This is a genomic window from Bradyrhizobium sp. USDA 4516 (assembly GCF_054055915.1).
Genome location: NZ_JBSRXT010000001.1, coordinates 8676446 through 8700544, shown reverse-complemented (window position 1 = coordinate 8700544; position 24099 = coordinate 8676446). Strand labels below are relative to the sequence as shown.

Genomic DNA, 24099 nt, shown 5'->3' with positions numbered 1-24099 from the left:
CGTGACGCCGAAGAGCGCGCGCTCATCCGTCATACTGGTCCGGCCCCATCGCCCAAGGCGCCTGGTCATAGCCGTTGGCGAAGGTGCGGTTGGTCTGCGCCGGATTGCGATTGACCAGCGGCCGCAGAAACATCGGATGCGTGGCGCTGCGCACCTCGTGCTCGACGGTGAACAGATGTCGGCCGTCGGCCGGATCGACGATATCGCAGAAGCGGTACTGGTATTGATTGTCTTCGCGGGAGACCAGATTGCGTTCGCGCAGTCGCTGGTAGGGGCCCGAGAAGTCCGTGATGTAGATCTGGATGTGATGGCCGTCGAATTCGCCCTGCGCCGCGTCGCTCTCGCGGAATTGCAGATACTGATCCTTGCCGATTTTTGCGCGCGCGACGACGTCGTCGCCGTTCACAACGCTGGCGGGGATGCCCATGATCTCAGGATAGAACCGGCTGATCGCCTCAGCCGTGCCGCGCGGCACCTCGAACTCGACATAGGGCATGCCGAGCGCGATGCGCCCCAACCGTTTGGCGTCCGGTTCAAAGCAGCGTAGCCGGTTGCCCCAGGGGCAGATGGCCTCGACGTGATCATTGCGCTCGCGATAGCTGAACGCGGTGCCCTCGAGCTTGGGCGCGACCGCGGCGAGCCGCTGCAGCAGGGCCTGCCGCCCGGCGATCACGATGCCGGTGTGGCCGCGCAGCACCTGCTGGCGGCCGGTCGGCAGGTGAAACTGGCTGCGGCCGACATTCACCCACATGTTGCTGTCGGAGACCATCAGATAGGGATCGCGGGTCAGCCCGATGCCGGCGACGTAGAACAGCGTGGCGAGGCGCTGGTCCGGCACCTGCACGTTGACATGTTCGAGATGGATGGCGTTGCCGAGATCTTCTGCGGCGCGGTCGAATGGCTGCTGCACGGCGCGGCTCCCTGGATGCGGTGCCGCGCATGATAGTGCAACGGTGTGGCCGATCCAGCTGACGGGCCATGAATGTTTCGCAGGGCGCTACCCCCCGTAACTCTGCACCAGGCTGCCGGCGACCAAAGCCCAGCCGTCGACCAGCACGAAGAAGATCAGCTTGAACGGCAGCGAGACCACCACCGGCGGCAGCATCATCATGCCCATCGACATCAGGACCGAGGCGACCACGAGGTCGATGATCAAAAACGGCAGGAACAGCAGGAAGCCGATCTCGAAGGCACGTTTCAGCTCGGAGATCATGAAGGCCGGCACCAGGATGCGCAGCGACATCTCCTCCGGCGTCGCCGGCGGCGGCTCGCCGGAGAGGTCCATGAACAGCTTCAAATCCTTCTCGCGGACGTTCTTCTGCATGAAGCCGCGCAAGGGGACCGAGGCGCGCTGCAACGCGTCCTCAACGCCGATCTGGTTGGCGACCAGCGGCTTGATGCCGTCGTCATAGGATTTCTGCAGCACCGGCCCCATCACGAAGGCGGTGAGGAACATCGCAAGCGCGATCATCACCGAGTTCGGCGGCGCGGTGGCGGTGCCGAGCGCGGTGCGCAGCAGCGACAGCACGACCACGATGCGCGTGAACGACGTCATCATGATCAGGATCGACGGCGCGATCGACAGCACCGTGAGCAGCGCAATCAGCTGGATCGCGCGCTCGGTCACGCCGCCATTGCCGCCGCCGAGATTGATGCTGATATCCTGCGCCATCGCCGGATCAGCGAGGGATCCGGCGGCGATCAGGACAGCGATGAAAAAAACTCTACGCGGGACTGCCCCTGGCCTCACGAAGGATTCTTCGGTCGGCCGAGCAGCGAGGCCATCTCGTCCTCGAGATTTTCGAACCCGCTCTTCTGTCCGCCGGCGGGCGGGGCGGGCGGCTCGCTGCGCTGCGGGCGCGCCGGCGGCGCCTCGGGCGCAACCGGCGGCGCGACGGTCTCGCCGGCGCCGGTCGGGCGGCGCAGCGCCGCTTCGAGCCGTTGCGCCATCTCGGCGAGATTGGCGTCGGCGTTCGATGGAGGCGGTGGAGCTGGAGGCGCCTGCGTTGCAGCCGGCGGCGGCGCCTGTGGAGGCGGTGGCGGCGGCGTCACGGCGCGCTCGGCTGTGCGCAGCGGTTGCGGAGCCTTCGGCGGCTCGGCGGCGCGCGGCGGACGCGGGGCGACCGGCTCGGAGCGCGGCGGCAGGCGTGGCGGCATCGGATCGGGCCGCGGCTCGCCGCGTTCGGGTGTGAAGCCCGCGAGCGGATCGCTGCGACGCTCGGCGATCGGCGGCGGGGGCCGGCGCAGCTCGTCGGCGAAAGAGGGCCGTGTCTGACGCGGCGGCAGCTCCGGCTCGGGAAGGTCGAAATTGTCGGAGCGGGCGGCTTCGCTCTCGTTCCAGGCTGCATCCGGAAGCGGCGCCACGCGCGGCGGCGCGGCATCGGCTGCGACCGCGGGGCGGGTCGACATTTGATCGCGCGCGGGCATCGCGCGGACGATATTCGGCTCGACGACGATATCGGTGGGGCCGCCGATCATCAGGAGATGCTCGATATTGTCGCGGCGGACCAGCACCAGGCGGCGCCGCCCGTCAACGGCAGCAGCGTCGATCACCGCCAGGCGCGGCATGCGCCCGCGGTTGGCGTTGGCCCCGAGGCGGTTTCCGGCGAAGCGGCGGACGAGCCATGCGGTCACGCCGATCAGCGCCAGCACGACAACGAATGCCAAGACGAATGTAATGACCTGCATATTGGAGTCCCCGGCCATCTTGGCCTTCCTCAGCTTTCGCCATCAACGGGCGCGGATTGATAGGTGCGGTTTGCGCAGCGAATCGCGCCCGAGATTCGCCTTATTTCTTAATTCCCAGCGGCTTGCAGCCGGCTGTTCTATTAATAAACCAAGAATCGCTTGTCCCAAAACGACTTCTCAGTGCCCCACACTGTCTTGGTTTGTGCTGGTTAACGCAGCATTCGTGGCGAAAATGCGCTCGCAGGCCGCAGTTGCGGCGTTCTCCACGGATCCGTCCGGCATTTTAACCACCCGTTAACCATACACCGGGCAAATTCTGCCTACCTCGGAAGAGCCCCGAGGTTAACGGAGCCGCGGCGATGGCCATGAACGATCTCCCGATCCTGTCGGCGTTGCGCACCAAGATGCAGTGGCACCAGGAGCGCCAGCGGGTGCTCGCCGAGAACATTTCCAATTCCGACACGCCGAACTTCCGGCCGCGCGACCTGGCCGAGCCGAAGTTCGACCGGGCCGGCGCCACGGTTGGCGGCGGCGTGGGGACGCTGCCGATGATGCAGACCAGCGCTACCCACATGGCGGCGTCCGGCGCGCCCGACAGCTTCGACAACGATCGCGGCAAGAGCGGGTTCCAGACCCGTCCGGCCGGCAACGCGGTCAATCTCGAGGAGCAGATGCTGAAAGTGTCGGCCAACCAGATGGACTATGCGGCCGTCACCTCGCTCTACAGCCGCAGCCTGCATCTGCTGAAGACTGCGATCGGCAAGGGCTAGAGCAAGGGTTAGCCCGCCTGACGGCGGCAGGAGGATCCCATGGCAGATGGAACAAGCGATTTCGCCCGCTCGATGAGCATCGCGAGCTCAGGCCTGCGGGCGCAGGCGGGGCGCATGCGGGTGATCTCGGAAAATATCGCCAATGCCGATTCGACGGCGCAGACCGCGGGCGGCGATCCCTACCGCCGCAAGGTGCCGACCTTCTCCTCCACGCTCGATCGCACGCTCGACGCCCAGGTCGTGGCGCTGGGCCGGATCCGCCCCGACCAGTCTTCGTTCCGTGTCAAGCACGAGCCGGGCAATCCGGCGGCGGACGCCTCGGGCAACGTCAAATATCCGAACGTCAATGCGATGGTCGAAATGACCGACATGCGCGACGCCCAGCGCTCCTACGAGGCCAACCTCAACATCATCAGCGCGACGCGGCGGATGATCCAGCGCACGCTCGACATCCTCAAGTCCTGACGCAACAAGAACAGGGAACGTAAATCATGGCTTCACCGACAGTCGCCGCCAACGCCTACGCCAACCTCGCCAAGATGATGGAGCGCGGCGGCGCCGAGAAGGCCGGGCAGGCCGTCGCCGGCCCATCCTTCAGTGCGCTGCTGAAGGACTCCGTCGGCAGCGTCCTGGAGGCGGGCAAGAAGTCCGACGCGCAGACCATGGCGATGACCTCGGGCAAGGCGAACGTGATGGATGTGGTGACGGCGGTCGCCGACACCGACGTTGCGGTATCGACGCTGGTCTCGGTGCGCGACCGCGTGATCCAGGCCTATGAAGACATCATGAAGATGCCGATCTGACGTCGCTTGCGACGTCATCCCGGGGCGATGCGCAGCATCGAGCCTCAGATGTGCAATTGCACATCAAAGATCTCGAGGTTCCGGGTTCGATGCGTTGCATCGACCCCGGAACGACGGTGCAAACAACTGACAGCGAGAACTCAACAATGACCGGCCCCGAAACCCTCGACGTGGCGCGCGATGCGATCTGGACCATCGTGGTGGTGTCGTCGCCCCTGATGGTGGTCGGCCTCGTGGTTGGCGTCGTGGTGTCGCTGTTCCAGGCGCTGACGCAGATCCAGGAACAGACCCTGATTTTTGTGCCGAAGATCCTCGCGATCTTCGTCACATTGCTGCTGGCGCTGCCGTTCATGGCGGACTCGCTCTCCAGCCACATGATGCGGATTTCGTCGCGAATCATCGGCGGTTGATGCACTAATGCCGCGGTCATGCGCATCGATGTCTCCCTGCTGCCGGCGCTGGCCGCGATCTTCGTGCTGGTCTTCGCGCGCGTGGGCGCGATGGTGATGCTGCTGCCCGGTTTCGGCGAGAGCAACATCCCGGCGCGGGTCAAGCTGTCGATCGCGCTGTTGCTGACGCTGATCATCCTTCCCCTGCATCGCAACGCCTATCATGTCGACCTGACGTCGATCTCCTCGCTCGGCGTCCTGATGGTGCATGAGCTCATCATCGGCATCGTGCTCGGCGCGACCGCGCGGGTGACGTTGTCGGCGCTCAACGTCGCGGGCTCCGTGATCGCGCAGCAGCTCGGCCTCGGCTTCGTCACCGCGGTCGATCCGACCCAGGGGCAGCAGGGCCAGATCATCGGCAACTTCCTCACCATCCTCGGCCTCACGCTGCTGTTTGCGACCGACAGCCACTATCTCGTCATTGCGGCGCTGAGCGAGAGCTACCGCATCTTCTCGCCGGGCGAGATCATGCCGACCGGCGATGTCGCCGCGCTTGCGACCTCGGCCTTCTCCGCCGCCTTCAAGATCGGCCTGCAGCTGTCCGCGCCGTTCCTGGTGTTCGGCCTGGTCTTCAACATCGGGCTTGGCGTGCTGGCGCGGCTGATGCCGCAGATGCAGGTCTATTTCGTCGGCGTGCCGCTCTCGATCATGGTCGGGTTCCTGATCTTCGGCGTCGTGCTCGCCGCGATGATGAACACCTATCTCGACTATTTCCTCGGCGTCATGCGCCAGCTCGCTCCGATGAATTAGGGGGAGAAGCAGTGGCGGACGATACCGAAGACAAAACAGAAGACCCTACGCAAAAACGTCTCGATGAAGCCCTCGAGAAAGGTGACGTTGCCAAGAGCCAGGAGGTCAATACCTGGTTCGTGATCGCCGGCGGCACCTTGGTGCTGTCGACCTTCTCGGGCTCGATCGGCAGCGGCATCTTGATGCCGCTGCGCAACCTGATCGCCAATTCATGGATGATCCGCACCGACGGCGCCGGCCTGCTGGCGCTGACACAGTCGCTCGGCTACGCGGTGGTCGCCGCGATCGGCGTGCCGTTCCTGTTGCTGGCGCTGGCCGCGATCGCGGGCAACATGGTGCAGCATCAGCTGGTGTGGTCGGGTGAGCAGCTGAAGCCGAAATTCTCCAAGATCTCGCCGGCGGCCGGCTTCAAGCGGCTGTTCGGCAAGCAGGCGGTGGCGAATTTCCTGAAGGGCCTGTTCAAGCTGATTGCGCTCGGCGCCGTGATGGTCGCGGTGCTGTGGCCCGACCGGATGCGGATGGAATCCTTCCTGCGGGTCGATCCGGCCGAGCTGCTGCCCGCCATCACCGGCATGACGGTGCACCTGCTGGCGGCGGTGGTGGCCATCCTCGCTGCGGCCGCGATCGCCGATTACTTCTTCCAGTACCGGACCTGGTACGAGCGTCACAAGATGTCGCTGCAGGAGATGAAGGAGGAGTTCAAGCAGTCGGAAGGCGACCCGCACGTCAAGGGCAGGATCAAGCAATTGCGGGTCCAGCGCGCCAAGAAGCGCATGATGGCCCAGGTTCCGAAGGCCTCGGTGATCATCACCAACCCGACCCACTATTCGGTGGCGCTGGCCTACGACCGCAGCATGTCGGCGCCGATCTGCGTCGCCAAGGGCGTCGACAATCTTGCCTTCAAGATCCGGGAGATCGCCAAGGAGCACGACATTCCGATCGTGGAGAACGTGGCGCTGGCCCGGGCGCTCTATGCGACGGTCGAGCTCGACCGGGAGATACCGGTCGAGCACTATCACGCGGTTGCCGAAATCATCGGCTACGTGATGCGGCTGAGGCGCGGCCTGTCCGGCCTGCGGCAGTAAGGGGCGGAAAACCCGCTTGAAATGCGCGTAACTTGCGAAATTGCCGCCCGTTGGACTTGCGTTTTCGGGTCCGATTCAGGCACTCAGGGGCGAGGTGGCCGGCCGGTCGCCTTCGTGATGCAGACGAGCCATGTCTCTCCAGATGACCGCCGATAGCAACGATCCTTCCGTGACCGAGCCTTTCGTGGCCCACGGGCCAGCGCGGCGGAACGGCAGCATCCTGCTGGTGGTCCTGATCGCCGCCGGCATCGTCGCGGTGGCGGTCTGGCTGATGACCATCGGCCGCACCGAGGCGCAGCCCTATATTCTCGGCGTGCTGGCGCTGCTCGCCACCGTCGGGCTGTTCAACCTGTTCGCCCTTGCCGCCGGCATCATCCGCTTCTCCGACCGCGCCACCGATGATCCGGTGATGGCGCGGATCGCCGACCAGGCCCAGGAAGGGCTCGTCGTCACCGACTCCCCGCGGCCACGTGGTCTATTCCAACGCCGCCTATCTCACGCTGACCGGCGCGGCCGGGCCGCAGGAGGTCCGTCCGGTCGAGCGCGTCTTCATCGGCAACCCCGACGTCTCCGAGGCCGTGTTCCGCCTTTTGAAGGCTGCGCGCGAGGGCAAGCGGCAGCAGGAGGAGGTCCGCCTCGCCGGCCACGAGGCCGGCCAGGGCCGCTGGCTGCGCCTGCGGGTACGCCCGCTCGGCGAGGGCAAGCGCGATGCGAAATATGCGGTTTGGTCGATCGCCGACGTCACCCGCGACCGCGAGCGCCAGGAAGACGTGTTCCAGGAGCTGCGGCACGCGATCGAATATCTCGATCACGCGCCATGCGGCTTCTTCTCGGTCAATCCGGCCGGCGAGATCGCCTATGTCAACGCCACGCTGGCCAACTGGCTGGACTACGATCTGGCCGAGATCGGCTCGGGCGGCCTGAAACTGACCGACATCGTCTCGGGCGACGGCGCGGCGCTGTTGACCTCGATTGCGGCGGTGCCGGGCGAGGTCAAGACCGAGGTGTTCGACATCGACCTGCGGATGCGCGGCGGCAAGACCGTGCCGGTGCGGCTCTATCACAAGCTCGCTTTCGGCTCCGACGGCGCGGCGGGCGCCTCGCGCACGCTGGTGATTAGCCGCGCCCGCGACGAGCATTCCGATCCGGAGCGCGCCGCCGAGGTGCGCTTCATGCGCTTCTTCGACCATACGCCGATGGCGATCGCGACCGTCGATCGCGGCGGCAATGTGGTCGGCGCCAATGCGCGCTATGCCAAGCTGGCGCAGGGCCTGAACGGCGACGGCGGCGCCGCCAAGTCGATCTTCCGCGCCGTCAATCCGCGCGACCGCGGCCTGCTGATCGCCGCGATCAACCAGGCGGCCGAGGGCCAGGGCGACATCGCGCCGGTCGAGGTGATGCTCGACGGGCCCAAGGAGCGCTTTGCCCAGTTCTTCGTCACCACCGTCGAGAAGGACGAGCGCGACGCCGAGACCGCGATCGTCTACATGCTCGAAACCACCGAGCGGCGCGCGCTGGAAAACCAGATCAACCAGTCGCAGAAGATGGAGATGGTCGGCCAGCTCGCCGGCGGCATCGCGCACGACTTCAACAACGTGCTGTCGGCCATCATGATGGCCAACGACTTCCTGCTGAACGCGCACAAGCCGACCGACCCGTCGTTCCAGGACATCATGCAGATCAAGCAGAACGCCACCCGCGCCGCGACGCTGGTGCGGCAGCTGCTTGCATTCTCGCGCCGCCAGACGCTGCGGCCGCAGGTGCTCGATCTCGGCGATGCATTGAGCGACCTCACCATGCTGCTGCGCCGGCTGATCGGCGAGAAGGTCAAGCTCGACCTCGTGCATGGCCGCGACCTGTGGCCGGTGAAGGTCGACGTCTCGCAGTTCGAGCAGGTGGTGGTCAATCTCGCGGTCAACGCGCGCGACGCGATGCCCGACGGCGGCAAGCTGATCATCCGCACCGCCAATGTACCGACCGAGGAGGCCGCCCAGCTCGCCAACAAGGGCATGCCGGCGGCGGACTATGTGAAGATCGAGATCGCCGACACCGGCACCGGCATTCCGGCCGAGATCATCGACAAGATCTTCGAGCCGTTCTTCTCGACCAAGGAAGTCGGCAAGGGCACCGGCCTCGGCCTGTCCACGGTCTACGGCATCGTCAAGCAGACCGGCGGATTCGTCTATGTCGATTCCGTGCCGGCCGGCGGCACCACGTTCCGGATCTACCTGCCGCGGCATCGCCAGGAGCAGGAGGTCGCACCGGAGGCCCAGGCCGGCAACGGTGCGGCCAAGGAAATCGCCGCCGCCACGGAAGCCGCCAAGCCGAAGCCGGATCTGACCGGGCAGGGCACCATCCTGCTGGTCGAGGACGAGGACGGCCTGCGCTCGCTCAATGCGCGCGGCCTGCGTTCGCGCGGCTACAGCGTGATCGAGGCGGCGAACGGCGTCGAGGCGCTGGAAGCGTTCGAGGAGAAGAACGGCGCTGTCGATCTCGTCGTCTCCGACGTCGTGATGCCGGAGATGGACGGCCCGACGCTGCTGAAGGAAATGCGCAGCCGCAACGCGGAGCTGAAGATCATCTTCGTCTCAGGCTATGCCGAAGACGCCTTCGAGAAGAGCCTGCCGGAGAACCAGCAGTTCGCGTTCCTGCCGAAGCCCTTCACGTTGACGCAGCTGGTCGCCGCGGTGAAGGAAACCATGACGGCGAACTAGCCGGTTGCCGCGGCAACCGGCTTTACTTCTCGCAAGTGCGAGGTGAAATTCCGCGGTCACTGCGGTTGAAACCGGGCCTCATCCCGCGGTAGGACGCGGCGTCGCATCCACAAGGACCATAGTGTCACATCTCCGCGACCGAGGGCCGCAGCCGCGGTTCCCGTTTCCCGCTTCACTTTTAACCGTCCCTGCCCATCTTAGGGGCGTTTCCCCATGCCGGGGAATCCTTTGAGGAAACCAACATGAATTTCTCGCAACGCACGCGTGGAATTGTTCGGGCGATCGCCGTCGCGATGGCACTGGCGCTGCCCGTGATGATGACCGTTTCGGCGGCCGACGCCCGCGTTGGCGGCGGCGGCTCGCGCGGCTCGCGGACATTCTCCGCGCCGCCCTCGACCAACACGGCGCCGGGCTCGGTTGCGCCGATGAACCGCACCTTCAGCCAGCCTGGTAGCCCGAACATGGGCTCGCCGGCGGCGGCAAATTCCGGCGGCCTGTTTGGTCGCGGCGGAATGGGCCGCGGCCTGCTCGGCGGCCTGGCCGCGGGCTTCCTTGGCGCGGGCCTGTTCGGCATGCTGTTCGGCGGCGGGTTGTTCTCGGGTCTCGGCGGCTTGTCGTCGATGCTCGGCCTCTTGCTGCAGATCGGTCTGATCGTGCTCGTGGTTCGCCTTGCGATGTCGTGGTGGCAGCGCCGCAACACGCCGGCGGCCGCCTATGCCGGTGGCCCCGACGTCGGCCCCGGTCCGCAGGCGAACGCCCGCTCGGGCTTCGGCTTCGGCCTTGGCGGCGGATCGAATGCGCCGGTCGAGATCGCGCCTGGCGACTATGAGACGTTCGAACGGCTGCTCGGCGACATCCAGACCGCGTGGTCGAACGAGGACATCGCGAAGCTGCACACGCTCGCGACGCCGGAGATGGTGTCGTACTTCTCGAAGGATCTCGAGGAGAACAAGGCGCGCAACGTCACCAACAAGGTGACCAATGTGAAGCTGCTGCAGGGCGATCTGGCGGAAGCCTGGCGCGAAGGCGACAGCGAGTATGCGACGGTCGCGATGCGCTACTCGCTGGTCGACACCACGCTCGAGCGCGGCACCGGCCGTCAGGTCGGCGGCAGCACGCAGCCGGAGGAGGTCACTGAGGTCTGGACCTTCGTACGCCAGCGCGGCGGCAATTGGGAGCTTTCGGCGATCCAGCAGACCAACTGATCGGTTGCCGGAGAATGACAGATACAAGGCGCCGCGGCCTCGTCCGCGGCGCCTTTGTTTTGTGCCTTCATTCACATGTCGCGGCGCCGGAATATCCGGAGGGCCTGCGGGTTGATCTCAGCGGACCATAACAACCATCGGGAGGATTGAGATGAAGATCGTTGCGCAGATCGCGGTTCCGGCCTGTCTTGCGTTCGTCGTCGTGGCGGCGCCGCCGGCGGCGGCGCAGACCGCCGACACCAGCTTCTTCCTGACCAGCAACGGCATCGGCAACGGCGGCAATCTCGGCGGGCTCGCCGGCGCCGACAATCATTGCCAGACGCTGGCGCAGGCCGCCGGCTTCGGCGCGCCGAAGACCTGGCGCGCCTATCTCTCGACCCAGGCGGCCGACGGCAAGGCAGCGGAGAATGCGCGCGATCGTATCGGCAAGGGACCTTGGAAGAATGTAAAGGGGGTCGTGGTCGCCAAGGACGTCGCCGACCTGCACAGCGCCGGCAACAATCTCACTAAGCAGACCGCGCTGTCCGAGAAGGGCGAGGTCGTCAACGGTGCCGGCGACACGCCGAACCGCCACGACGTGCTGACGGGCTCGCAAGCAGACGGTACGGCATTTGCGGCCGGCGAGGACCGCACCTGCAAAAACTGGACAAGCAGCACACAAGGCGCCGCCATGCTCGGGCATTTCGACCGCAAGGGCCTGCGCGACGACGAGCCCTCAAAATCCTGGAACACGTCGCATCCCTCGCGCGGTCCCGACGGCGGTTGCTCCCAGGCTGACCTGAAGAGCACCGGCGGCGACGGCCTGCTGTACTGCTTCGCGGCGAACTGAGAGAGCGCATCTGCTTCGTCATTGCCTGCCGTACGCACGGAGCGATGGATTGCTTCGTCGCCTCGCGCCTCGCAATGACGGGATAGTGCGATCGCGCTCAGCTCTTCCTGCGCTTGACGGTCTTCTTTGCGGTCTTCTTCGCAGCCTTCTTTTTCTTCGCGGTTTTTTTCTTGGCCGCGAAATAGGCTTCGACCTTCTTCGAGGAATGTCCGACGGCTGCGACCGCGGTCTTGAGCCGGGCAGGGGTCACCTTGAACTTCTTCGACCAGTAGCGGACCTCGTAGGGCTCGCTGATCGCGATCCGCGCGCGGTCGGCGGCCTTGTGGCGCTGCTCCTTGAAATAGGCTTCCATCTTCTTGGCGGAATGCCCGACCTTCTTGACGGCAGCTTTCAGCTTCGCCGGCGTGACCTTGAACTTCTTGGACCAGTACGCAACTTCGTAGGACTCGCTCAACGCGATCAGAGCGCGATCTGCCGCGCCCCGCTTCTTCTTGCTGTCCGCCATAAGATGATCCCTCATCGAAAGATTCGACGTTGGAACCTTAGCAGCCTCTGTGCGGTTCGCACAGGCAGCGATGCGCGATGGACGATCTAACCGCGGCGTGGCTACGATCGAGGTGAAGCGAACCGATGCGGCGAAGTTTTCGGAGGTAAGTGCATGCACTATCAGCTTTACTACTGGCCGATGATCCAGGGCCGCGGCGAGTATGTCCGCCTCGCGCTCGAGGATGCGGGCGCCGGCTACACAGATGTCGCGCGCGCCAAGGGCGGCATGGGTGCCATGACGAAGATGATGGAAGCACACAGGGGCACGCCGCCCTTCGCGCCGCCGTTCCTCAAGGCCGGCAGTCTCACGATCGGGCAGACCGCCAATATCCTGCTCTATCTCGGCGCGCGCCACGGCCTGGCGCCGAAGGCGGAGGGCGGAAAGCTCTGGGTGCACCAGCTGCAGCTGACGATCGCGGACTTCGTGGTGGAGATCCACGATACCCATCATCCGCTCGGGCCATCGCTGTATTACGAGGACCAGAAGGCTCCGGCGAAGAAACGCTCCGAGGAGTTCTGGGATTCGCGGGTGCCGAAATATCTCGGCTATTTCGAGGATCTCGTGCAGGCCAACCGAGGTGCGTTCGTCACCGGCCGCCGGCTGACCTACGCCGACCTGTCGCTGTTCCAGATCGTGGACGGCCTGCGCTACGCGTTTCCGAAGCGGATGGCGGCATTCGAGAAGAATATCCCGCGCCTGATCGCGCTGCGCGATCGCGTCGCCGAGCGGCCGAACATCCAGACGTATCTGGCCAGCGAGCGGCGGATTCCTTTCAACGAAGAGGGCATTTTCCGGCGCTACAAGGCGCTGGATTTGTGATCGCCGTCATTCCGGGGCGCGAAGCGAACCCGGAATCTCGCGCCACAATCTCTGGATTCCGGGTTCACGCTCCGCGTGCCCCGGAATGACGGCGTGGAAGGCTACCGGCTCCGCCCATCCACCGGCGTCATCGCGATCTTCGACAGATCGATGCCATCGATGCAGCTGACATTCAGCGCCACGATGTCGGTGCCGTCGGGCTTCTTGCCGCGCGCGAACACGTCGACGCCGCAATCGACGCAAAGTTGATGGCGGATCGCATGGCGGTTGAAGAGATATTCCTTGAGGTTCTCGGCGCCAGCGCGAAGCTGGAAGCTCGACGGCGGCATGAACACGAAGTGCAGGCCCTTCTTGGTGCAGATCGAGCAGTTGCAGGCCGTCACCATGGCCATATCGGTGGTGCATTCGAAGCGGACCTGTCCGCAATGGCAACCGCCGGTGTAGGTCTTCTCCGCCATGATGATCCCTCACCACAGCCCGGGCACGAGGCGGTAGCGCACCCGTGCCGTATAATCGGCGTAGCCTGACAATCCCGTCACCAGCGTGCGCTCCTCAATCCGGGTGCGGATCGCAAACATCACGAAGAACACCGGCACGAAGGCGAGGCCCCACCAGGAGCCGAGCGTCAGCGGCACGCCGATGAAGAACAGCATCACGCTCGTATACATCGGATGGCGGACCAGCGCGTAGGGACCGGTCGAGATGACGTGATGGTCGCGCTCGGTCTGCACCTTCACGACTGGCGCGGCGAACGAGTTGGTGCGGAACACCCACAGGATCGCCACGGTCGAGACCAGATACAGCACCAGGCCGAGCACGATCAGCGGCACGCCGTCATTGACGCCGCCAAAGCGCCGCTCGAGCCCCATCGCGACGAACCACAGCACGGCAACGACCAGGAACACCAGCATGAACCGCTTGTCCTCGGTGGGCTGGCCTTCACGCGCGGTGAGGCGCATGCGCTCGGCCAGCAGCCCGGGATCGACCTTGGCGAGCCAGAGCCCGCAGGCCGGGCCGATCACGGCCGAGGCGATCAGATAGACCCACGCGCCGGGCCAGTGCAGCGTACCTGCGAAGGCAAACAGCAGCACGGCCACGGTGATGACGAAGAAGGTATTCTGCAGAAGGAGCTTTGCGATCATGAGCGGCTCCGCGCGATTCCAGTCGTTATTATCGCACCCTTTTCCCGGCAAACATGCGACCGCAGCGATCAACTTTCGGAGCAGGCGAGACGTTCCAGCGTCGCGACTGTATTGACAATCATATAAGCAATTGCTTATATATTTTCATGCCCGCCGCCACGCAGCTGACCGATGTGTTGAAGACCCTCGCGGACCCGACGCGGCGGGCAGTGTTCGAGCGGATTGCGCGGGAAGGCGAGATCGCCGCGACCGGCCTGGTGCAGGGTTCAAAGGTGTCGCAGCCGGCGGTGTCGCAACATCTGCGCGCGCTGCGCGATGCCGGGCTGGTCGCCGAGCGGCGCGAGGGCCGGCATATCCATTATCGCATCGCGCCGAAGGGGCTCGGTCCGCTGATCGACTGGCTCGGCCACTACGAGACGTTCTGGGCCGAGCGCTTCGCAAATCTGGAACGGCTGTTGAAGGAGAGTGAGTGATGGGTGAGACGCACGCGATCACGGTCGAGAAGGTGCTGCCCTACGCGGCCGAGAAGATCTGGCGAACGCTGACGACGAGCGATCGGATCGCGAAATGGCTGATGCCGAACGATTTCGTGCCGGCCGTTGGCCATCGCTTCAATTTCCACACCAAGCCGATGGGCGACTGGGACGGTGTCGTGCATTGCGAGGTGCTGGATTGCGATCCGCCGCGCCTGTTGCGCTACTCCTGGAAGGGCGGTGCTGATACCAATCCGGAATACGGCTCGAAGCTCGACACGATCGTCACCTGGACGCTGACGCCGGTCGAGGGCGGCACCCATCTGCGGATGGTGCATGACGGCTTCGTGCTGCCGGGCAACCGCTTCGCCTTCGACATGATGAGCCCGGGATGGGGCCGGGTGCTCGACGCCATCGCGCGCATCACCAGCGAAGGCTGATCACTCGTTGTTGCCGCGGCGAACCGTGATCGAGGCGTCGGTCTTGTTGCGGGTGCATTCGAGGTTGAGGCGGCGATAGCGCATCGTGATGGTGTTGCCGCGCAAGATGCCCATGCGCTTCAGGCAGCGCGAGGTGCCGGTGACGGCGTCGTCCTTCGGCACGGTGAAGATCAGCGCGGTGGCGGAGCCGACCAGGTTGAAGAACTCCGGCTTCATCTTGCGATCGGTCTTGGCGTAGAGCTCGATCGAATAATCCTTGCCGCGGCAGCCGAGCGACAATTCCTTTGCCGCCGGATGCGTGAGGTAGGTGATGTTGGCGGCGCTGAAATTGACCTTCAGTCCGTCGATCTGGCCGGCGAGCTGCTTGGCGATATCAACGCAGGGATCGGCATGCGCGGTCGCTGCGACGAAAACCGTCGCCAGCGCGATCAGCGCGGCCGGCAGAGTGGAGCGGATGCTCAAAGGCAAGCGTCGGCGCAACGATGCTGTCACGAAATACCCCCCGCGGTATGAAAGTACGCGAAGCTACATGCAGGCTCCCGCGGAGCGCGTCAATATGGCCACGTCAGGACGCGCACCTGCCGTCCTGCGCTTTGGAAGCCCCGGCGGCCCGGCGCTCGCAATCATTGCCATAGGTCTTGCCGTCGCAGCCGCATACGGGCTTGAAGATCTTGTTGCAGATCGTCGGGCGGAACGCGCAGGTGCCGGTCTGGTCGAAGCGGCCGCAGGTCCCGGGCTTGAACTGGCAGAACTGGCCGCGACTGCCGCATTGCAGTCCGGCAAGGCCGCCGCAGGGCCTGCCGAGGCGGGCGGCATCGGCGCCGGTCGGGATCGCGATCAACAAGGCCAGCGCCGCGAACCAGACGAAAAGCGCTGTCTTCATGAAGGTCTCCTGATGGCTTCCTGATGGTTTCCTTGGCCGTTCCGCGGCTTGCCGGCGTTGTGGCAACTTGGGATTACGATGGCATGAAACATAGCACGTGGATTGCCGGTCCCGCGCATGGCTGGAAGGCGGCCCGCTTCCCTTTCCTTTGTCGGAAAAAGGCTTAGAACGGCTCTACATTGCCGGCGGCCCCGCGGCCGGCACCGGCCTTTCGAAACCGACGAGCAGCTCATGAACGCCCCCTCAGCTTTTCCCGACCAGCAGAAGCCCGTTCCGCCCTACAAGCACACGCCTCTGTTCCCGCTTGGTGCCGACACCACGCCCTACAAGAAGGTCACGAGCGAGGGCGTCCGGGTCGAGAAGGTGTTGGGCAAGGACATGCTTGTGGTGTCGCGGGAGGCGCTGCGGGCGCTTTCCGAGGCCGCCTTCGGCGACATCAACCACTATCTGCGGCCGGGCCACCTGAAGCAGCTGCGCTCGATCCTCGAGGACAAGGAAGCCAGCGACAACGACAAGTTCGTCGCCTTCGACTTCCTGAAGAATGCCAACATCGCGGCCGGCGGCGTGCTGCCGATGTGCCAGGACACCGGCACCGCGATCATCATGGGCAAGAAGGGATGCAACGTCATCACCGACGGCGACGACGAGGCCGCGCTGTCCGAAGGCGCGCGCGATGCCTATCTGCGCCGCAATCTGCGCTACTCGCAGGTCGCTCCCTTGTCGATGTATGAGGAGAAGAACACCGCCAACAACATGCCGGCGCAGTGCGAGATTTACGCCGAGGGCGACGATGCCTACAAGTTCATGTTCATGGCCAAGGGCGGCGGAAGCGCCAACAAGAGCTTCCTGTTCCAGGCGACGCCCTCGGTGCTGACCAAGGACCGGCTGCTGGCCTTCCTGAAGGAGAAGGTGCTGACGCTCGGCACCGCGGCGTGTCCCCCGTACCACCTTGCGATCGTGATCGGCGGCACCTCGGCCGAGCTCTGCATGAAGACCGTGAAGCTTGCCTCGGCCCGCTATCTCGACGCGCTGCCGACCCACGGCTCGGCCGACGGCAATGCGTTCCGCGATCTCGAGATGGAGCAGGAAATCCTCAAGATGACGCAGTCGCTCGGCGTCGGCGCGCAGTTCGGCGGCAAGTATTTCTGCCATGACGTGCGCGTGATCCGCATGCCGCGCCACGGCGCCTCGCTGCCGATTGGGCTCGGCGTCTCCTGTTCGGCGGACCGCCAGGTGCTCGGCAAGATCACCAGGGACGGCGTCTATCTCGAGGAGCTCGAGCACAACCCGGCGCAGTATCTGCCTGCGGTGGAGCAGTCGCTCGGCGGTGAGGTCGTCAAGATCGACCTCAACAAGCCGATGAAGGAGATCCTGGCGACGCTGTCGCAATATCCGATCAAGACCCGCGTCTCGATGACCGGCACCATGATCGTGGCGCGCGACTCGGCGCACGCCAAGCTGCGCGAGCGGCTGGAGAAGGGCGAGCCGTTGCCGGATTATTTCAAGAACCATCCGGTCTATTACGCCGGTCCCGCCAAGACGCCCGACGGCTACGCCTCCGGCGCGTTCGGCCCGACCACGGCGGGACGCATGGATTCCTTCGTCGACCAGTTCCAGGCGGCCGGCGGCTCGATGGTGATGGTCGCCAAAGGTAACCGCGCAGTCGCGGTGCGCGAGGCTTGCAAGAAGCACGGCGGCTTCTACCTCGGCTCGATCGGCGGCGCCGCGGCGAACCTCGCCGAGCACTGCATCAAGAAGGTCGAGGTGGTCGAGTATCCCGAGCTCGGCATGGAAGCGATCTGGCGCATCGAAGTGGTCGACTTCCCGGCCTTCATCATCATCGACGACAAGGGCAACGACTTCTTCAAGGAACTGAACCTGGGTTGATTGCGGTCGGCCTCGACGGGTTTTCCAAAGGCTGGGTCGCCGTCACCATCGACGGCGACCGGCGTACGATTTCCTTTCACCGCGACATTGCGGACGCGCTTTCGCGTTCGTTCGATCGCGCCGGGATCGATATCCCGATCGGTCTGACCGATGACGGCGAGCGCGATTGCGACCTTATCGCGCGCGTGAGATTGCGCCCGCACAGCTCGCGCGTATTTACCGGCGCGCGGCGCTGGCCGTGGCAGCAATTTGATGATCCCGATCTCGCGAATGCGGAAGCACTGCGCCGCGGCCAGACCCGTGTGTCGCGCCAGCTCTGGCATCTCGGCAAGAAGATCATGGAGGTCGACGCGTTCGTGCGCGCGAACGCCACGCGCGATATCCGCGAGGTGCATCCCGAACTGGTGTTCTTGCAGCTGAACGGCGGCGAGCCGTTGCCGCGCAAGAAGTCGGAGGAGGGCGATGCGCTCCGACGCAGGCTGCTGAAGCGATCAGGCTTCCGCGAGATCGATCGCTGGCTCACCCGGATGCGGATCGGCACCGGCGCGAAGCGCGACGATGTGCTGGATGCGTGTGCAGTGGCGCTGGCTGCGCGCGAACCATGCGGAAGCGTTCCCGAAGCGCCGCCGCGAGACGCGTACGATCTGCCGATGCAGATCTGGTTCTAGCTGCAGTTCGTCACCTGGTTGGAGCACAGGCTGCGCCACCAGCCGCGCACGCCGTCATGGCTCTCCACCAGCGCCCAGTGCCCGCTGCAGGCGAGGATGCGTTTCGGACCATCGTCGGTATCGAACTCACCGCCAAGCTTGCGCAGCGCCGGCGTCCACTTGGCGTCGACGAAGGGGGCCTGGAACAGCCCGCCCATGCGGGTGTAGCCGTTGGCGTAGCTCGCGCCGACCTTGTTGGCGGCAACCCATCCGCGCCCGGCATAAGGCTTTGGCGCGTTGCGCGGATAGCGCTTGTCATCTTCATAGGCCTTGCCCGGCGGCATCGCGCCTTCGATCAGAAACCAGCCGTCCTTGAAGCCGATGATACGAAACTCGGTGAGCCAGCCGCCCTCCGGCGTGTTCTCGGCCCCGCCCATCTTGAGATGGTAGGGTGGCGGCAGCTTGCCGAGCACGCGTGCCTTCACCGACGGCTCGGCGCGCACGTTGAGGCCTGCGAGGTCCTTGTCCTCCGACCAGGCGCCGAGGTCGCATGGCTCGGTGCCAGCGGGCAGTGCGTTTCGGTTCGCGTCAAGCTCGGCCTGGCGCGCGGCAAAGTCATTGTCCGCCCCGTCGGCATTTCCGGTCGCGATGTCGCTCGGACCGCGCGGCTTCAATTCGGCCGACAGCGCGCGCGTACCATCCTTGCTTAGCGTCACGACCATCATCTGACGCGGCGCGAAGACGCTTGCCGGCGTCTTCGGGTCGTCCGCGCTCGCGGCATAGACCGCGAGGTAGCCGGTGGTACCGGCGGTATCCGTGGTGGAAGAGGTGCCCGCAACATATCCGGTCGGCACCAGCGCGACCGCGCTCGCGCGCCACGCCGGTTCGGCTTCGCTTGCCTGCTGTGCGGAAGCCGTCGTGGCTGATAACGCCATGATGGCAACGGATGCCAGGATGCGCATGCGTGTGCGTGTGCGTGTGCCGGGGTTATGCCCGCGTGCCGGTGAAAGGGAAGCTGCCCATTGGGCCGATGCCCATCTCGCCGGAGATGCCGTCGCCGGAGACCTTGCCGGTGAATTCGAGCGTCAGCGGCATCGGATTGGTGATGGAAACCTTCCAGGCGACGTCGTCGCCGTTCACGGTGCCGTCGAAGATTTCGGTGGAATTGCCCTCGGCGCCCTGCGTGCCGGTGAGCGTGCCGCCGGAGCTTGCCAGCGACAGCGTCGCCTTGCGCTCGCCCATCGGCGTCGTCATCGTGAGATTCCAGTTTCCGTCCACCGCCATTGATGTCTCCCCTCCAGGTAAGGCGCTTTCAAGCGAGATGGCTACCGTTCGCGCGAAGAAAACGCGTGCGCGGGTATAGCCCATCTTGCCGCGCGCGCCTAGTTAGCGGCTGCGGCGATCAGGCGCGGGCGGCGGCGCGCAGCCGGCTTCCGACCAGGACGCGGAAGGTGACATACTGGATCGCGAAGGCGGCGATCTTGGCGCCGACCAGCACCACCGACACGTAGAACGCCCACAGCTTCATGTCGCCGGTCGCCGCGATCGCAATGGTGCCGGCGGCGAGAATGAACATCAGCCCGGCCCAGGCGTAGCCGGCGAGGGTGGCGTATTCCGGAATTGTCTCGGTCACGATCGGCGGCAGATAGCGCAGCATCCAGCCGCGCTTGAGCATGATCGCGCCGATCGCGATGTGGCCGATCGCGGGCTTCGCCAGCACGAAGCGCGGATCGTTGGTGAAAAGCGTCGCACCGCCGAGCACGATCACCAGCCCAAGGCTCGCCCAGGTCATGTAGCCGAGCGCCTGTCCCTTGACACGCGCATAGACCACTTGCGCGATCGCGCCCGCGATCGCAACGCCGGTGGCCATCAGGACATTGTCGGTGGCGAAATAGACCACCAGGAAGACGATGGTGGAGAGGAAGTCGCTCGCAAGCCTGGCAAATACGCTCTTCATCGTGGTTTCCGTTTCCTCGGGATAATGGTTGTGATGATGGCAGCGTCTAGCGTGAGGGCAGCGCGCCGGCCGGCGGCGTCGCGTCCTTGACCGCGCGATAGTGCGGATACCAGTGGGTAAAGCCGACCGCGGCATTGCGTGCGGCGAAGGCGATCAAGAGGCCGGTCCACAGCGGCAGCGCCGGCACGTATAGCACCGCAACGTTGCCGATCAGCATGAGCAGCATCGCGACGGTCCAGGCTCCGGTGATCAGGTAGTTGGCATGGAGGAAGCCGGGCAGCTTCGCGGTCTCGGCATCGACCTGCTCCAGCGCATATTGCCGCGTGAAGGGACGGCCGATCATGATCGAGCCGAGCGACACCAGCAGGATGCCGGCATCGACCGCGATCTTCACCGCGGTGTTGCTCGGCGTCGCATCGACGAAGGTGAGGTAGAAGCCGATCGCGGCGAAGATGACGACCGAACCGACGCCGAGGATCTTGATGCTGCGGCCGCGCGCGACATCGAACGCGATGGCAGCGAGGCAGATCAGGGCGGCACTGAGCAGGCTCACCGTGGCCGAGGTCACCAGCATCAGCATGGCGAAGGCGCCGTAGGGAGCGAGGATCAGGAAGATCGTCATGGTGAGCCTCATCGGCTGTATCTTTACAGTGTAAAGATACACTAATGGTGGGCAACGGAGGCGTCAAGCGAAATCTTTACAGTGTCAAAATCGTGAGGTGGCAGAAAAATCCAAGATTTGCCAATGGTATAAAGTGGCGACCGCTCGTTTTCGGTCAGCGGCGACAAAGACGTGGATGCCCGGGACAAGCCCGGGCATGACGCGTGGAAAGGCTGGCGCACTGACGTCCGGAGTGGTCGTTGGCTACTCCGCCCCCACCCAATTGCCGTGGAATCCATCCGGCACGCGGTGGCCGAGATGGACCAGCGCGGTCGGGCCCGCTTCGACATCTTGAGCGTTGAACACGGCGAGGTCGCTGCGGTTTTCGCGGGCGCGCCAGACCACCGCGAGCAGCCAGCCGTCGCCTTCTGCGGCGTCAGCGCTGCGCTCGACGAAGACAGGCTCGGAGATCGTATCGCCGGCGGGCAGCAGATAATGGCCGAGCCGCTTGCCACGGCCGTCGACATGCACGATGCCCGACAGCGCACCGAACGTCGGCAGATCCGGGTTGGCGCAGGCGTACCAGCCGTGATTGCTGGCAAATCCGGCGCGCCGATCGTCGACGCGGGGGAATTCGCCGGTGAGGTCGTCGAGATAGGTTTGCGTGAAGCGGTCGGTGTTGCCGGAGAGGTCGAAGGTCCAGCGGCAATAGCGCGCGCGGTTCTTCTGCGGATCGGTCGGCGAGCCGTCGGGATGATTGAACAGCGGCGCTTCCTCGAACTGCATCACGTCGGCGATGATGCGGTTGCCGTCTTCCCACGCGTTCATCACGTGGAAAACGTAGCAGGTCTCGGCGCGGAACCAGACGATGTCCTTCGATGCGCCACTGCGCTTCATCACGCCGACATAGGCGCCTTTCTCCGGCTCCCAGGCGTACGGCGCCTGTCCGCGCATCGCGCGCTGCATGCTGCCGGTGATCGGCAGGATCGGAAACAGCACATGATTCTCGGTGACGATGAAGTCGTGGACCATGCTGGCATAGGGCGCCTCGAAGCGTTCGAACCGCGTCACCACGCCTGACGAGCTCACCGCGCCGAACGACAGCGCCGGCGTCAGCGGGCCCGCGGCGTTGTAGCCGAAGAACACCATTTCGCCGGTCGCCGGATCGATCTTCGGATGGGCGGTGAAGGGGCCGGAGATCGCGCCCTTGTAGTCGCAATAGCCGAGGCGATTGAGCGTGCCGGGTTCGATCTCGGTCGGCAGATGGCCTTCCTCGAGCGCGAGCAGGCGGCCGCCATGGAAGATGATGTTGGTGTTGGCGACGCCGCCGTCCGTCGTTGTGGTGGCCGGCGCATCCGGCATCTTGCGGCCGAAGCCGCCGAACAGCGCGCGACCGGCATCGTGCTCGGCCTGCCATTTCGGCGTACGGACCCAGCGGTTGCGGTAGCTGGCGCGGCCGTTCTCGAGATGGAAGGCGTGCAGCATGCCGTCGCCGACGAACCAGTGCGCACCCGGCGCCTCGAACTGCGGATTGGGGCCGTTGCGATAGAGCGTGCCGTTCAGCTCGCGCGGCAATTCGCCCGAGATCTTCAGGAACGGCGCGTCGGCTTCGAATGGGATCGGCGCCAGATTGGTGCGCGCCGCGTTGGATATGACCTGGTCGAGCATTCCGCATCTCCCTGCATTATGATCTTTACATCGTAAAGATGTCAGTAAGGATGACGCCGCCGATCGTCAAGCAAAATCTTTACAGTGTAAAAATTGCGACCTATAAGGCCGCATGGCAAGAATCTCCAAAGAAAACAAGGCGACTCGCCCGGCACAGGCTCCGACCCGCCGGGTTGCGCGGACTACGGCAGCTCGTCCGGTCCAACGGCGCCGCGCCAACGACACGCCGTATCATCACGGCGATCTGCATGAGGCACTGTTGAAGGCCGCCGAGCGCGTGCTCGAGCGTGATGGATTGGCGGGGCTGACATTGCGTGCGGTGGCGCGCGAGGCCGGCGTATCGCACGCCGCCCCGACCCATCATTTCGGCGATCTAACCGGTTTGCTCAGCGAACTCGCGGCGATCGGTTTCCGGCAATTCGGCCTGGCAATGGCGGCTGCGGACGCTTCGGCGGCCACGACGCCCGAGAAGGGCGTGGCGAGCGCCAAGGCTTATGTTGCCTATGCCCAGGCGCATCCCGGCATGTACGGGCTGATGTTCCGCAGCGAGCGGCTTGATCACTCGCGCCCGTCGCTGCACGAGGCGTCCGAGGCTTCGTTCGCAGGGCTGACCCGCGGCGTCGGCGCTAGCCGGCACGAGCAGATTTCCAAGGAGCAGCTTACGCTGGACCAGGCCGCCGCGATCGCGTCGGCCTGGTCGCTGGTGCATGGTTTCACCATGCTGCTGCTCGACGGACGCCTCAAGACGATTCTGGATCGGTCGCCCGAGGGCACATCCGCGGAAACGCTATTGACCGCGATGCTGCGATTGTCCGCGGGCCGCTCGGCGCGGCAATAACCAGTGCTGCCCCTGGGCTAGTGTCCCGAATCCGAAGTTCGCATCATTTGCCGCACCTTCGGAGCGAACTTCGGATTCGATAAGGACACTAGCAAACTTATGATTCTAGTGTGCTTTATGAATGCGAAGTTCGTGAAAGTGGTTGCCGCGAAATCGCACGAACTTCGCATTCAGCACACTAGCGCCTCACAAGCGACGTGGTCCGGCCGCTCTGTCCGATCGTCTTCACCGTATCCGTGCCGCATTTGAAATCGCGGGCGAAATCATCGGCAGCCTGCCGCGCCAACTCGTTGGCGTTGGGATTGGCCGCGACGTCGACATAGGCGACATGACAGACATCGCCCGGCGGCAGCCGGGTCACGGCGAGCATTGCCCGCGAGACAGGACCGCCGCGCTTGTCCTGTTCGCTGTTGTCGGCGATCTGCCAGCGCTGGATGATCGCAAACGGTTTGCCGCCGGCTGCACGCCATTCGACCCTGTCGCCGGTCGAACTGAACGGGCCGAACCAGGCCCGCGCGGCCGGTTCCCTGGCTGCTGCCTCGCGGTTTCGGCCGACCGAGACCACTTCGCGCAGGTCGCCCTCGTTGATCAGCACCACAAGCCCGGATTTTCCCGGACAGACCCTGGTGGTGCTGCCGTCCTCTTCGCTGGGCTTGCCGATCATGCGGCAGGCCTTCGGCGCGGTCGATGAGTAGCTGCTGCTGATCGCCACAGAGCCGGCATGGCCGGGACTTGCGCCGGCAGCCGTCATAAAGACTGTTGCAAAAGCAAGGTATTTCATCGGGGGAAACCTGCGATCCGGACGTTACTTTGTCTCTGACATATGCAATCTGGGGAAGGTTCAATAGACATGCGGGAAACACCTGACAGGCGCGCGGAATCGTCCTAGAAGGGCGGCTTCGCA

At 64.9% G+C, this 24099-nt stretch carries 29 protein-coding genes and 1 pseudogene; 15 read left to right on the top strand and 15 right to left on the bottom strand.

Annotation, left to right across the window (positions count from 1 at the left end; genetic code table 11):
- Positions 1-22: 22 nt before the first annotated feature.
- The 3 genes from ACVI1L_RS40485 to ACVI1L_RS40475 form a co-directional block, all read right to left on the bottom strand.
- Positions 23-910: a hypothetical protein gene (locus ACVI1L_RS40485; protein ID WP_456785359.1), complete on the bottom strand. Its 888-nt coding sequence runs from the start codon at positions 908-910 to the stop codon at positions 23-25.
- Positions 911-997: 87 nt separating this feature from the next.
- Positions 998-1750 carry a flagellar type III secretion system pore protein FliP gene (gene fliP / locus ACVI1L_RS40480; RefSeq protein ID WP_063709685.1) on the bottom strand — a complete coding sequence of 251 codons (753 nt, stop codon included), beginning with the start codon at positions 1748-1750 and terminating at the stop codon, positions 998-1000.
- A complete protein-coding gene (locus ACVI1L_RS40475; RefSeq protein ID WP_456785358.1) occupies positions 1747-2688 on the bottom strand; it encodes a flagellar biosynthetic protein FliO in 942 nt (313 codons plus the stop codon). The genes fliP and ACVI1L_RS40475 overlap by 4 nt, the downstream gene beginning before the upstream one ends.
- A gap of 359 nt (positions 2689-3047) precedes the next feature.
- Here ACVI1L_RS40475 and flgB point away from each other — a divergent pair, with 359 nt between their 5' ends.
- From flgB to flhB, 6 genes are all read left to right on the top strand, one after another.
- A complete protein-coding gene (gene flgB / locus ACVI1L_RS40470) occupies positions 3048-3458 on the top strand; it encodes a flagellar basal body rod protein FlgB (RefSeq protein WP_076825629.1) in 411 nt (136 codons plus the stop codon).
- A 39-nt stretch (positions 3459-3497) separates the two neighbouring features.
- Positions 3498-3923 carry a flagellar basal body rod protein FlgC gene (flgC, locus tag ACVI1L_RS40465; protein ID WP_456785357.1) on the top strand — a complete coding sequence of 142 codons (426 nt, stop codon included), beginning with the start codon at positions 3498-3500 and terminating at the stop codon, positions 3921-3923.
- Positions 3924-3949: 26 nt separating this feature from the next.
- Positions 3950-4261: a flagellar hook-basal body complex protein FliE gene (fliE, locus tag ACVI1L_RS40460; protein ID WP_057018333.1), complete on the top strand. Its 312-nt coding sequence runs from the start codon at positions 3950-3952 to the stop codon at positions 4259-4261.
- Between the two features lie 146 nt (positions 4262-4407).
- Positions 4408-4671, top strand: coding sequence for a flagellar biosynthesis protein FliQ (gene fliQ / locus ACVI1L_RS40455; protein WP_016844766.1), 264 nt, complete (start codon positions 4408-4410; stop codon positions 4669-4671).
- Positions 4672-4689: 18 nt separating this feature from the next.
- The gene (gene fliR, locus ACVI1L_RS40450) at positions 4690-5460 is read left to right on the top strand and encodes a flagellar biosynthetic protein FliR (protein ID WP_016844767.1); all 771 of its coding nucleotides are present in this window, start codon (positions 4690-4692) and stop codon (positions 5458-5460) included.
- 11 nt (positions 5461-5471) lie between these two features.
- Positions 5472-6545, top strand: coding sequence for a flagellar biosynthesis protein FlhB (flhB, locus tag ACVI1L_RS40445; protein WP_456785356.1), 1074 nt, complete (start codon positions 5472-5474; stop codon positions 6543-6545).
- 75 nt (positions 6546-6620) lie between these two features.
- Here flhB and ACVI1L_RS40440 read toward each other — a convergent pair whose 3' ends face one another.
- Positions 6621-6824 (bottom strand): hypothetical protein, encoded by a 204-nt coding sequence (locus ACVI1L_RS40440; RefSeq protein ID WP_456785692.1) that lies wholly within the window; start codon positions 6822-6824, stop codon positions 6621-6623.
- On the opposite strand from ACVI1L_RS40440, the pseudogene cckA reads away from it, so the two are divergent.
- From cckA to ACVI1L_RS40425, 3 genes and pseudogenes are all read left to right on the top strand, one after another.
- Positions 6730-9259, top strand: a pseudogene (cckA, locus tag ACVI1L_RS40435) (cell cycle histidine kinase CckA). The gene ACVI1L_RS40440 and the pseudogene cckA sit on opposite strands and share 95 nt — an antisense overlap.
- Positions 9260-9501: 242 nt before the next feature.
- The gene (locus ACVI1L_RS40430; RefSeq protein ID WP_057018337.1) at positions 9502-10464 is read left to right on the top strand and encodes a Tim44 domain-containing protein; all 963 of its coding nucleotides are present in this window, start codon (positions 9502-9504) and stop codon (positions 10462-10464) included.
- Between the two features lie 151 nt (positions 10465-10615).
- On the top strand, positions 10616-11293 hold the full coding sequence (locus tag ACVI1L_RS40425) for a hypothetical protein (RefSeq protein ID WP_018272461.1): 678 nt from the start codon (positions 10616-10618) through the stop codon (positions 11291-11293).
- A gap of 97 nt (positions 11294-11390) precedes the next feature.
- On the opposite strand, the gene ACVI1L_RS40420 is transcribed toward ACVI1L_RS40425, so the two are convergent.
- On the bottom strand, positions 11391-11798 hold the full coding sequence (locus ACVI1L_RS40420) for a DUF3606 domain-containing protein (protein ID WP_229191792.1): 408 nt from the start codon (positions 11796-11798) through the stop codon (positions 11391-11393).
- Between the two features lie 153 nt (positions 11799-11951).
- Here ACVI1L_RS40420 and ACVI1L_RS40415 point away from each other — a divergent pair, with 153 nt between their 5' ends.
- On the top strand, positions 11952-12659 hold the full coding sequence (locus ACVI1L_RS40415; RefSeq protein WP_456785355.1) for a glutathione S-transferase: 708 nt from the start codon (positions 11952-11954) through the stop codon (positions 12657-12659).
- 101 nt (positions 12660-12760) lie between these two features.
- Here ACVI1L_RS40415 and ACVI1L_RS40410 read toward each other — a convergent pair whose 3' ends face one another.
- Together ACVI1L_RS40410 and ACVI1L_RS40405 are read right to left on the bottom strand one after the other, a co-directional pair.
- Positions 12761-13117, bottom strand: coding sequence for a GFA family protein (locus ACVI1L_RS40410; protein WP_057018339.1), 357 nt, complete (start codon positions 13115-13117; stop codon positions 12761-12763).
- A gap of 9 nt (positions 13118-13126) precedes the next feature.
- On the bottom strand, positions 13127-13801 hold the full coding sequence (locus ACVI1L_RS40405) for a methyltransferase family protein (protein WP_456785354.1): 675 nt from the start codon (positions 13799-13801) through the stop codon (positions 13127-13129).
- A gap of 146 nt (positions 13802-13947) precedes the next feature.
- Between ACVI1L_RS40405 and ACVI1L_RS40400 the strand changes: the two genes are divergently transcribed.
- Together ACVI1L_RS40400 and ACVI1L_RS40395 are read left to right on the top strand one after the other, a co-directional pair.
- On the top strand, positions 13948-14274 hold the full coding sequence (locus ACVI1L_RS40400) for an ArsR/SmtB family transcription factor (protein WP_028339820.1): 327 nt from the start codon (positions 13948-13950) through the stop codon (positions 14272-14274).
- Complete coding sequence (locus ACVI1L_RS40395; RefSeq protein ID WP_057018341.1) at positions 14274-14714, top strand: SRPBCC family protein; 441 nt, start codon at positions 14274-14276, stop codon at positions 14712-14714. Before ACVI1L_RS40400 ends, ACVI1L_RS40395 begins: the two co-directional genes overlap by 1 nt.
- Here the strand turns inward: ACVI1L_RS40395 and ACVI1L_RS40390 are convergent, their stop codons facing one another.
- Positions 14715-15170: a hypothetical protein gene (locus tag ACVI1L_RS40390; protein WP_371852106.1), complete on the bottom strand. Its 456-nt coding sequence runs from the start codon at positions 15168-15170 to the stop codon at positions 14715-14717. It abuts the gene before it with no gap.
- Positions 15171-15279: 109 nt separating this feature from the next.
- Complete coding sequence (locus ACVI1L_RS40385; protein ID WP_057018342.1) at positions 15280-15597, bottom strand: Kazal-type serine protease inhibitor family protein; 318 nt, start codon at positions 15595-15597, stop codon at positions 15280-15282.
- A gap of 231 nt (positions 15598-15828) precedes the next feature.
- Here ACVI1L_RS40385 and ACVI1L_RS40380 point away from each other — a divergent pair, with 231 nt between their 5' ends.
- Both ACVI1L_RS40380 and ACVI1L_RS40375 read left to right on the top strand, forming a co-directional pair.
- Positions 15829-17484 carry a fumarate hydratase gene (locus ACVI1L_RS40380; RefSeq protein WP_038386003.1) on the top strand — a complete coding sequence of 552 codons (1656 nt, stop codon included), beginning with the start codon at positions 15829-15831 and terminating at the stop codon, positions 17482-17484.
- The gene (locus ACVI1L_RS40375) at positions 17481-18152 is read left to right on the top strand and encodes a DUF429 domain-containing protein (protein WP_456785353.1); all 672 of its coding nucleotides are present in this window, start codon (positions 17481-17483) and stop codon (positions 18150-18152) included. Before ACVI1L_RS40380 ends, ACVI1L_RS40375 begins: the two co-directional genes overlap by 4 nt.
- Here the strand turns inward: ACVI1L_RS40375 and ACVI1L_RS40370 are convergent.
- The 5 genes from ACVI1L_RS40370 to ACVI1L_RS40350 form a co-directional block, all read right to left on the bottom strand.
- A complete protein-coding gene (locus ACVI1L_RS40370; protein WP_057018344.1) occupies positions 18149-19093 on the bottom strand; it encodes a hypothetical protein in 945 nt (314 codons plus the stop codon). The genes ACVI1L_RS40375 and ACVI1L_RS40370 overlap by 4 nt on opposite strands.
- 25 nt (positions 19094-19118) lie before the next feature.
- The gene (locus ACVI1L_RS40365; RefSeq protein ID WP_028337138.1) at positions 19119-19415 is read right to left on the bottom strand and encodes a hypothetical protein; all 297 of its coding nucleotides are present in this window, start codon (positions 19413-19415) and stop codon (positions 19119-19121) included.
- 118 nt (positions 19416-19533) lie between these two features.
- Positions 19534-20088 carry an inner membrane-spanning protein YciB gene (locus ACVI1L_RS40360; RefSeq protein ID WP_456785352.1) on the bottom strand — a complete coding sequence of 185 codons (555 nt, stop codon included), beginning with the start codon at positions 20086-20088 and terminating at the stop codon, positions 19534-19536.
- 46 nt (positions 20089-20134) lie between these two features.
- Positions 20135-20710, bottom strand: a complete 576-nt coding sequence (locus ACVI1L_RS40355) for a hypothetical protein (protein WP_456785669.1) — start codon at positions 20708-20710, stop codon at positions 20135-20137.
- 243 nt (positions 20711-20953) lie between these two features.
- Positions 20954-22357 (bottom strand): carotenoid oxygenase family protein, encoded by a 1404-nt coding sequence (locus ACVI1L_RS40350; RefSeq protein ID WP_456785351.1) that lies wholly within the window; start codon positions 22355-22357, stop codon positions 20954-20956.
- Between the two features lie 112 nt (positions 22358-22469).
- On the opposite strand from ACVI1L_RS40350, the gene ACVI1L_RS40345 reads away from it, so the two are divergent.
- Positions 22470-23195, top strand: a complete 726-nt coding sequence (locus tag ACVI1L_RS40345) for a TetR/AcrR family transcriptional regulator (protein ID WP_092085004.1) — start codon at positions 22470-22472, stop codon at positions 23193-23195.
- A gap of 178 nt (positions 23196-23373) precedes the next feature.
- Here ACVI1L_RS40345 and ACVI1L_RS40340 read toward each other — a convergent pair whose 3' ends face one another.
- A complete protein-coding gene (locus ACVI1L_RS40340; protein ID WP_430641085.1) occupies positions 23374-23976 on the bottom strand; it encodes a hypothetical protein in 603 nt (200 codons plus the stop codon).
- Positions 23977-24099 lie beyond the last annotated feature (123 nt).

Excerpts from the sequence above, each read along its gene's own strand:
- ACVI1L_RS40475 (WP_456785358.1), bottom strand. The coding sequence starts at position 2,688 with ATGCAGGTCATTACATTCGTCTTGGCATTCGTTGTCGTGCTGGCGCTG.
- flgB (WP_076825629.1), top strand. The coding sequence starts at position 3,048 with ATGGCCATGAACGATCTCCCGATCCTGTCGGCGTTGCGCACCAAGATG.
- flgC (WP_456785357.1), top strand. The coding sequence starts at position 3,498 with ATGGCAGATGGAACAAGCGATTTCGCCCGCTCGATGAGCATCGCGAGC.
- fliE (WP_057018333.1), top strand. The coding sequence starts at position 3,950 with ATGGCTTCACCGACAGTCGCCGCCAACGCCTACGCCAACCTCGCCAAG.
- fliQ (WP_016844766.1), top strand. The coding sequence starts at position 4,408 with ATGACCGGCCCCGAAACCCTCGACGTGGCGCGCGATGCGATCTGGACC.
- fliR (WP_016844767.1), top strand. The coding sequence starts at position 4,690 with ATGCGCATCGATGTCTCCCTGCTGCCGGCGCTGGCCGCGATCTTCGTG.
- ACVI1L_RS40440 (WP_456785692.1), bottom strand. The coding sequence starts at position 6,824 with ATGGTCATCAGCCAGACCGCCACCGCGACGATGCCGGCGGCGATCAGG.
- ACVI1L_RS40430 (WP_057018337.1), top strand. The coding sequence starts at position 9,502 with ATGAATTTCTCGCAACGCACGCGTGGAATTGTTCGGGCGATCGCCGTC.
- ACVI1L_RS40425 (WP_018272461.1), top strand. The coding sequence starts at position 10,616 with ATGAAGATCGTTGCGCAGATCGCGGTTCCGGCCTGTCTTGCGTTCGTC.
- ACVI1L_RS40420 (WP_229191792.1), bottom strand. The coding sequence starts at position 11,798 with ATGGCGGACAGCAAGAAGAAGCGGGGCGCGGCAGATCGCGCTCTGATC.
- ACVI1L_RS40415 (WP_456785355.1), top strand. The coding sequence starts at position 11,952 with ATGCACTATCAGCTTTACTACTGGCCGATGATCCAGGGCCGCGGCGAG.
- ACVI1L_RS40410 (WP_057018339.1), bottom strand. The coding sequence starts at position 13,117 with ATGGCGGAGAAGACCTACACCGGCGGTTGCCATTGCGGACAGGTCCGC.
- ACVI1L_RS40405 (WP_456785354.1), bottom strand. The coding sequence starts at position 13,801 with ATGATCGCAAAGCTCCTTCTGCAGAATACCTTCTTCGTCATCACCGTG.
- ACVI1L_RS40400 (WP_028339820.1), top strand. The coding sequence starts at position 13,948 with ATGCCCGCCGCCACGCAGCTGACCGATGTGTTGAAGACCCTCGCGGAC.
- ACVI1L_RS40395 (WP_057018341.1), top strand. The coding sequence starts at position 14,274 with ATGGGTGAGACGCACGCGATCACGGTCGAGAAGGTGCTGCCCTACGCG.
- ACVI1L_RS40385 (WP_057018342.1), bottom strand. The coding sequence starts at position 15,597 with ATGAAGACAGCGCTTTTCGTCTGGTTCGCGGCGCTGGCCTTGTTGATC.
- ACVI1L_RS40380 (WP_038386003.1), top strand. The coding sequence starts at position 15,829 with ATGAACGCCCCCTCAGCTTTTCCCGACCAGCAGAAGCCCGTTCCGCCC.
- ACVI1L_RS40370 (WP_057018344.1), bottom strand. The coding sequence starts at position 19,093 with ATGCGCATCCTGGCATCCGTTGCCATCATGGCGTTATCAGCCACGACG.
- ACVI1L_RS40365 (WP_028337138.1), bottom strand. The coding sequence starts at position 19,415 with ATGGCGGTGGACGGAAACTGGAATCTCACGATGACGACGCCGATGGGC.
- ACVI1L_RS40360 (WP_456785352.1), bottom strand. The coding sequence starts at position 20,088 with ATGAAGAGCGTATTTGCCAGGCTTGCGAGCGACTTCCTCTCCACCATC.
- ACVI1L_RS40355 (WP_456785669.1), bottom strand. The coding sequence starts at position 20,710 with ATGACGATCTTCCTGATCCTCGCTCCCTACGGCGCCTTCGCCATGCTG.
- ACVI1L_RS40350 (WP_456785351.1), bottom strand. The coding sequence starts at position 22,357 with ATGCTCGACCAGGTCATATCCAACGCGGCGCGCACCAATCTGGCGCCG.
- ACVI1L_RS40345 (WP_092085004.1), top strand. The coding sequence starts at position 22,470 with ATGGCAAGAATCTCCAAAGAAAACAAGGCGACTCGCCCGGCACAGGCT.
- ACVI1L_RS40340 (WP_430641085.1), bottom strand. The coding sequence starts at position 23,976 with ATGAAATACCTTGCTTTTGCAACAGTCTTTATGACGGCTGCCGGCGCA.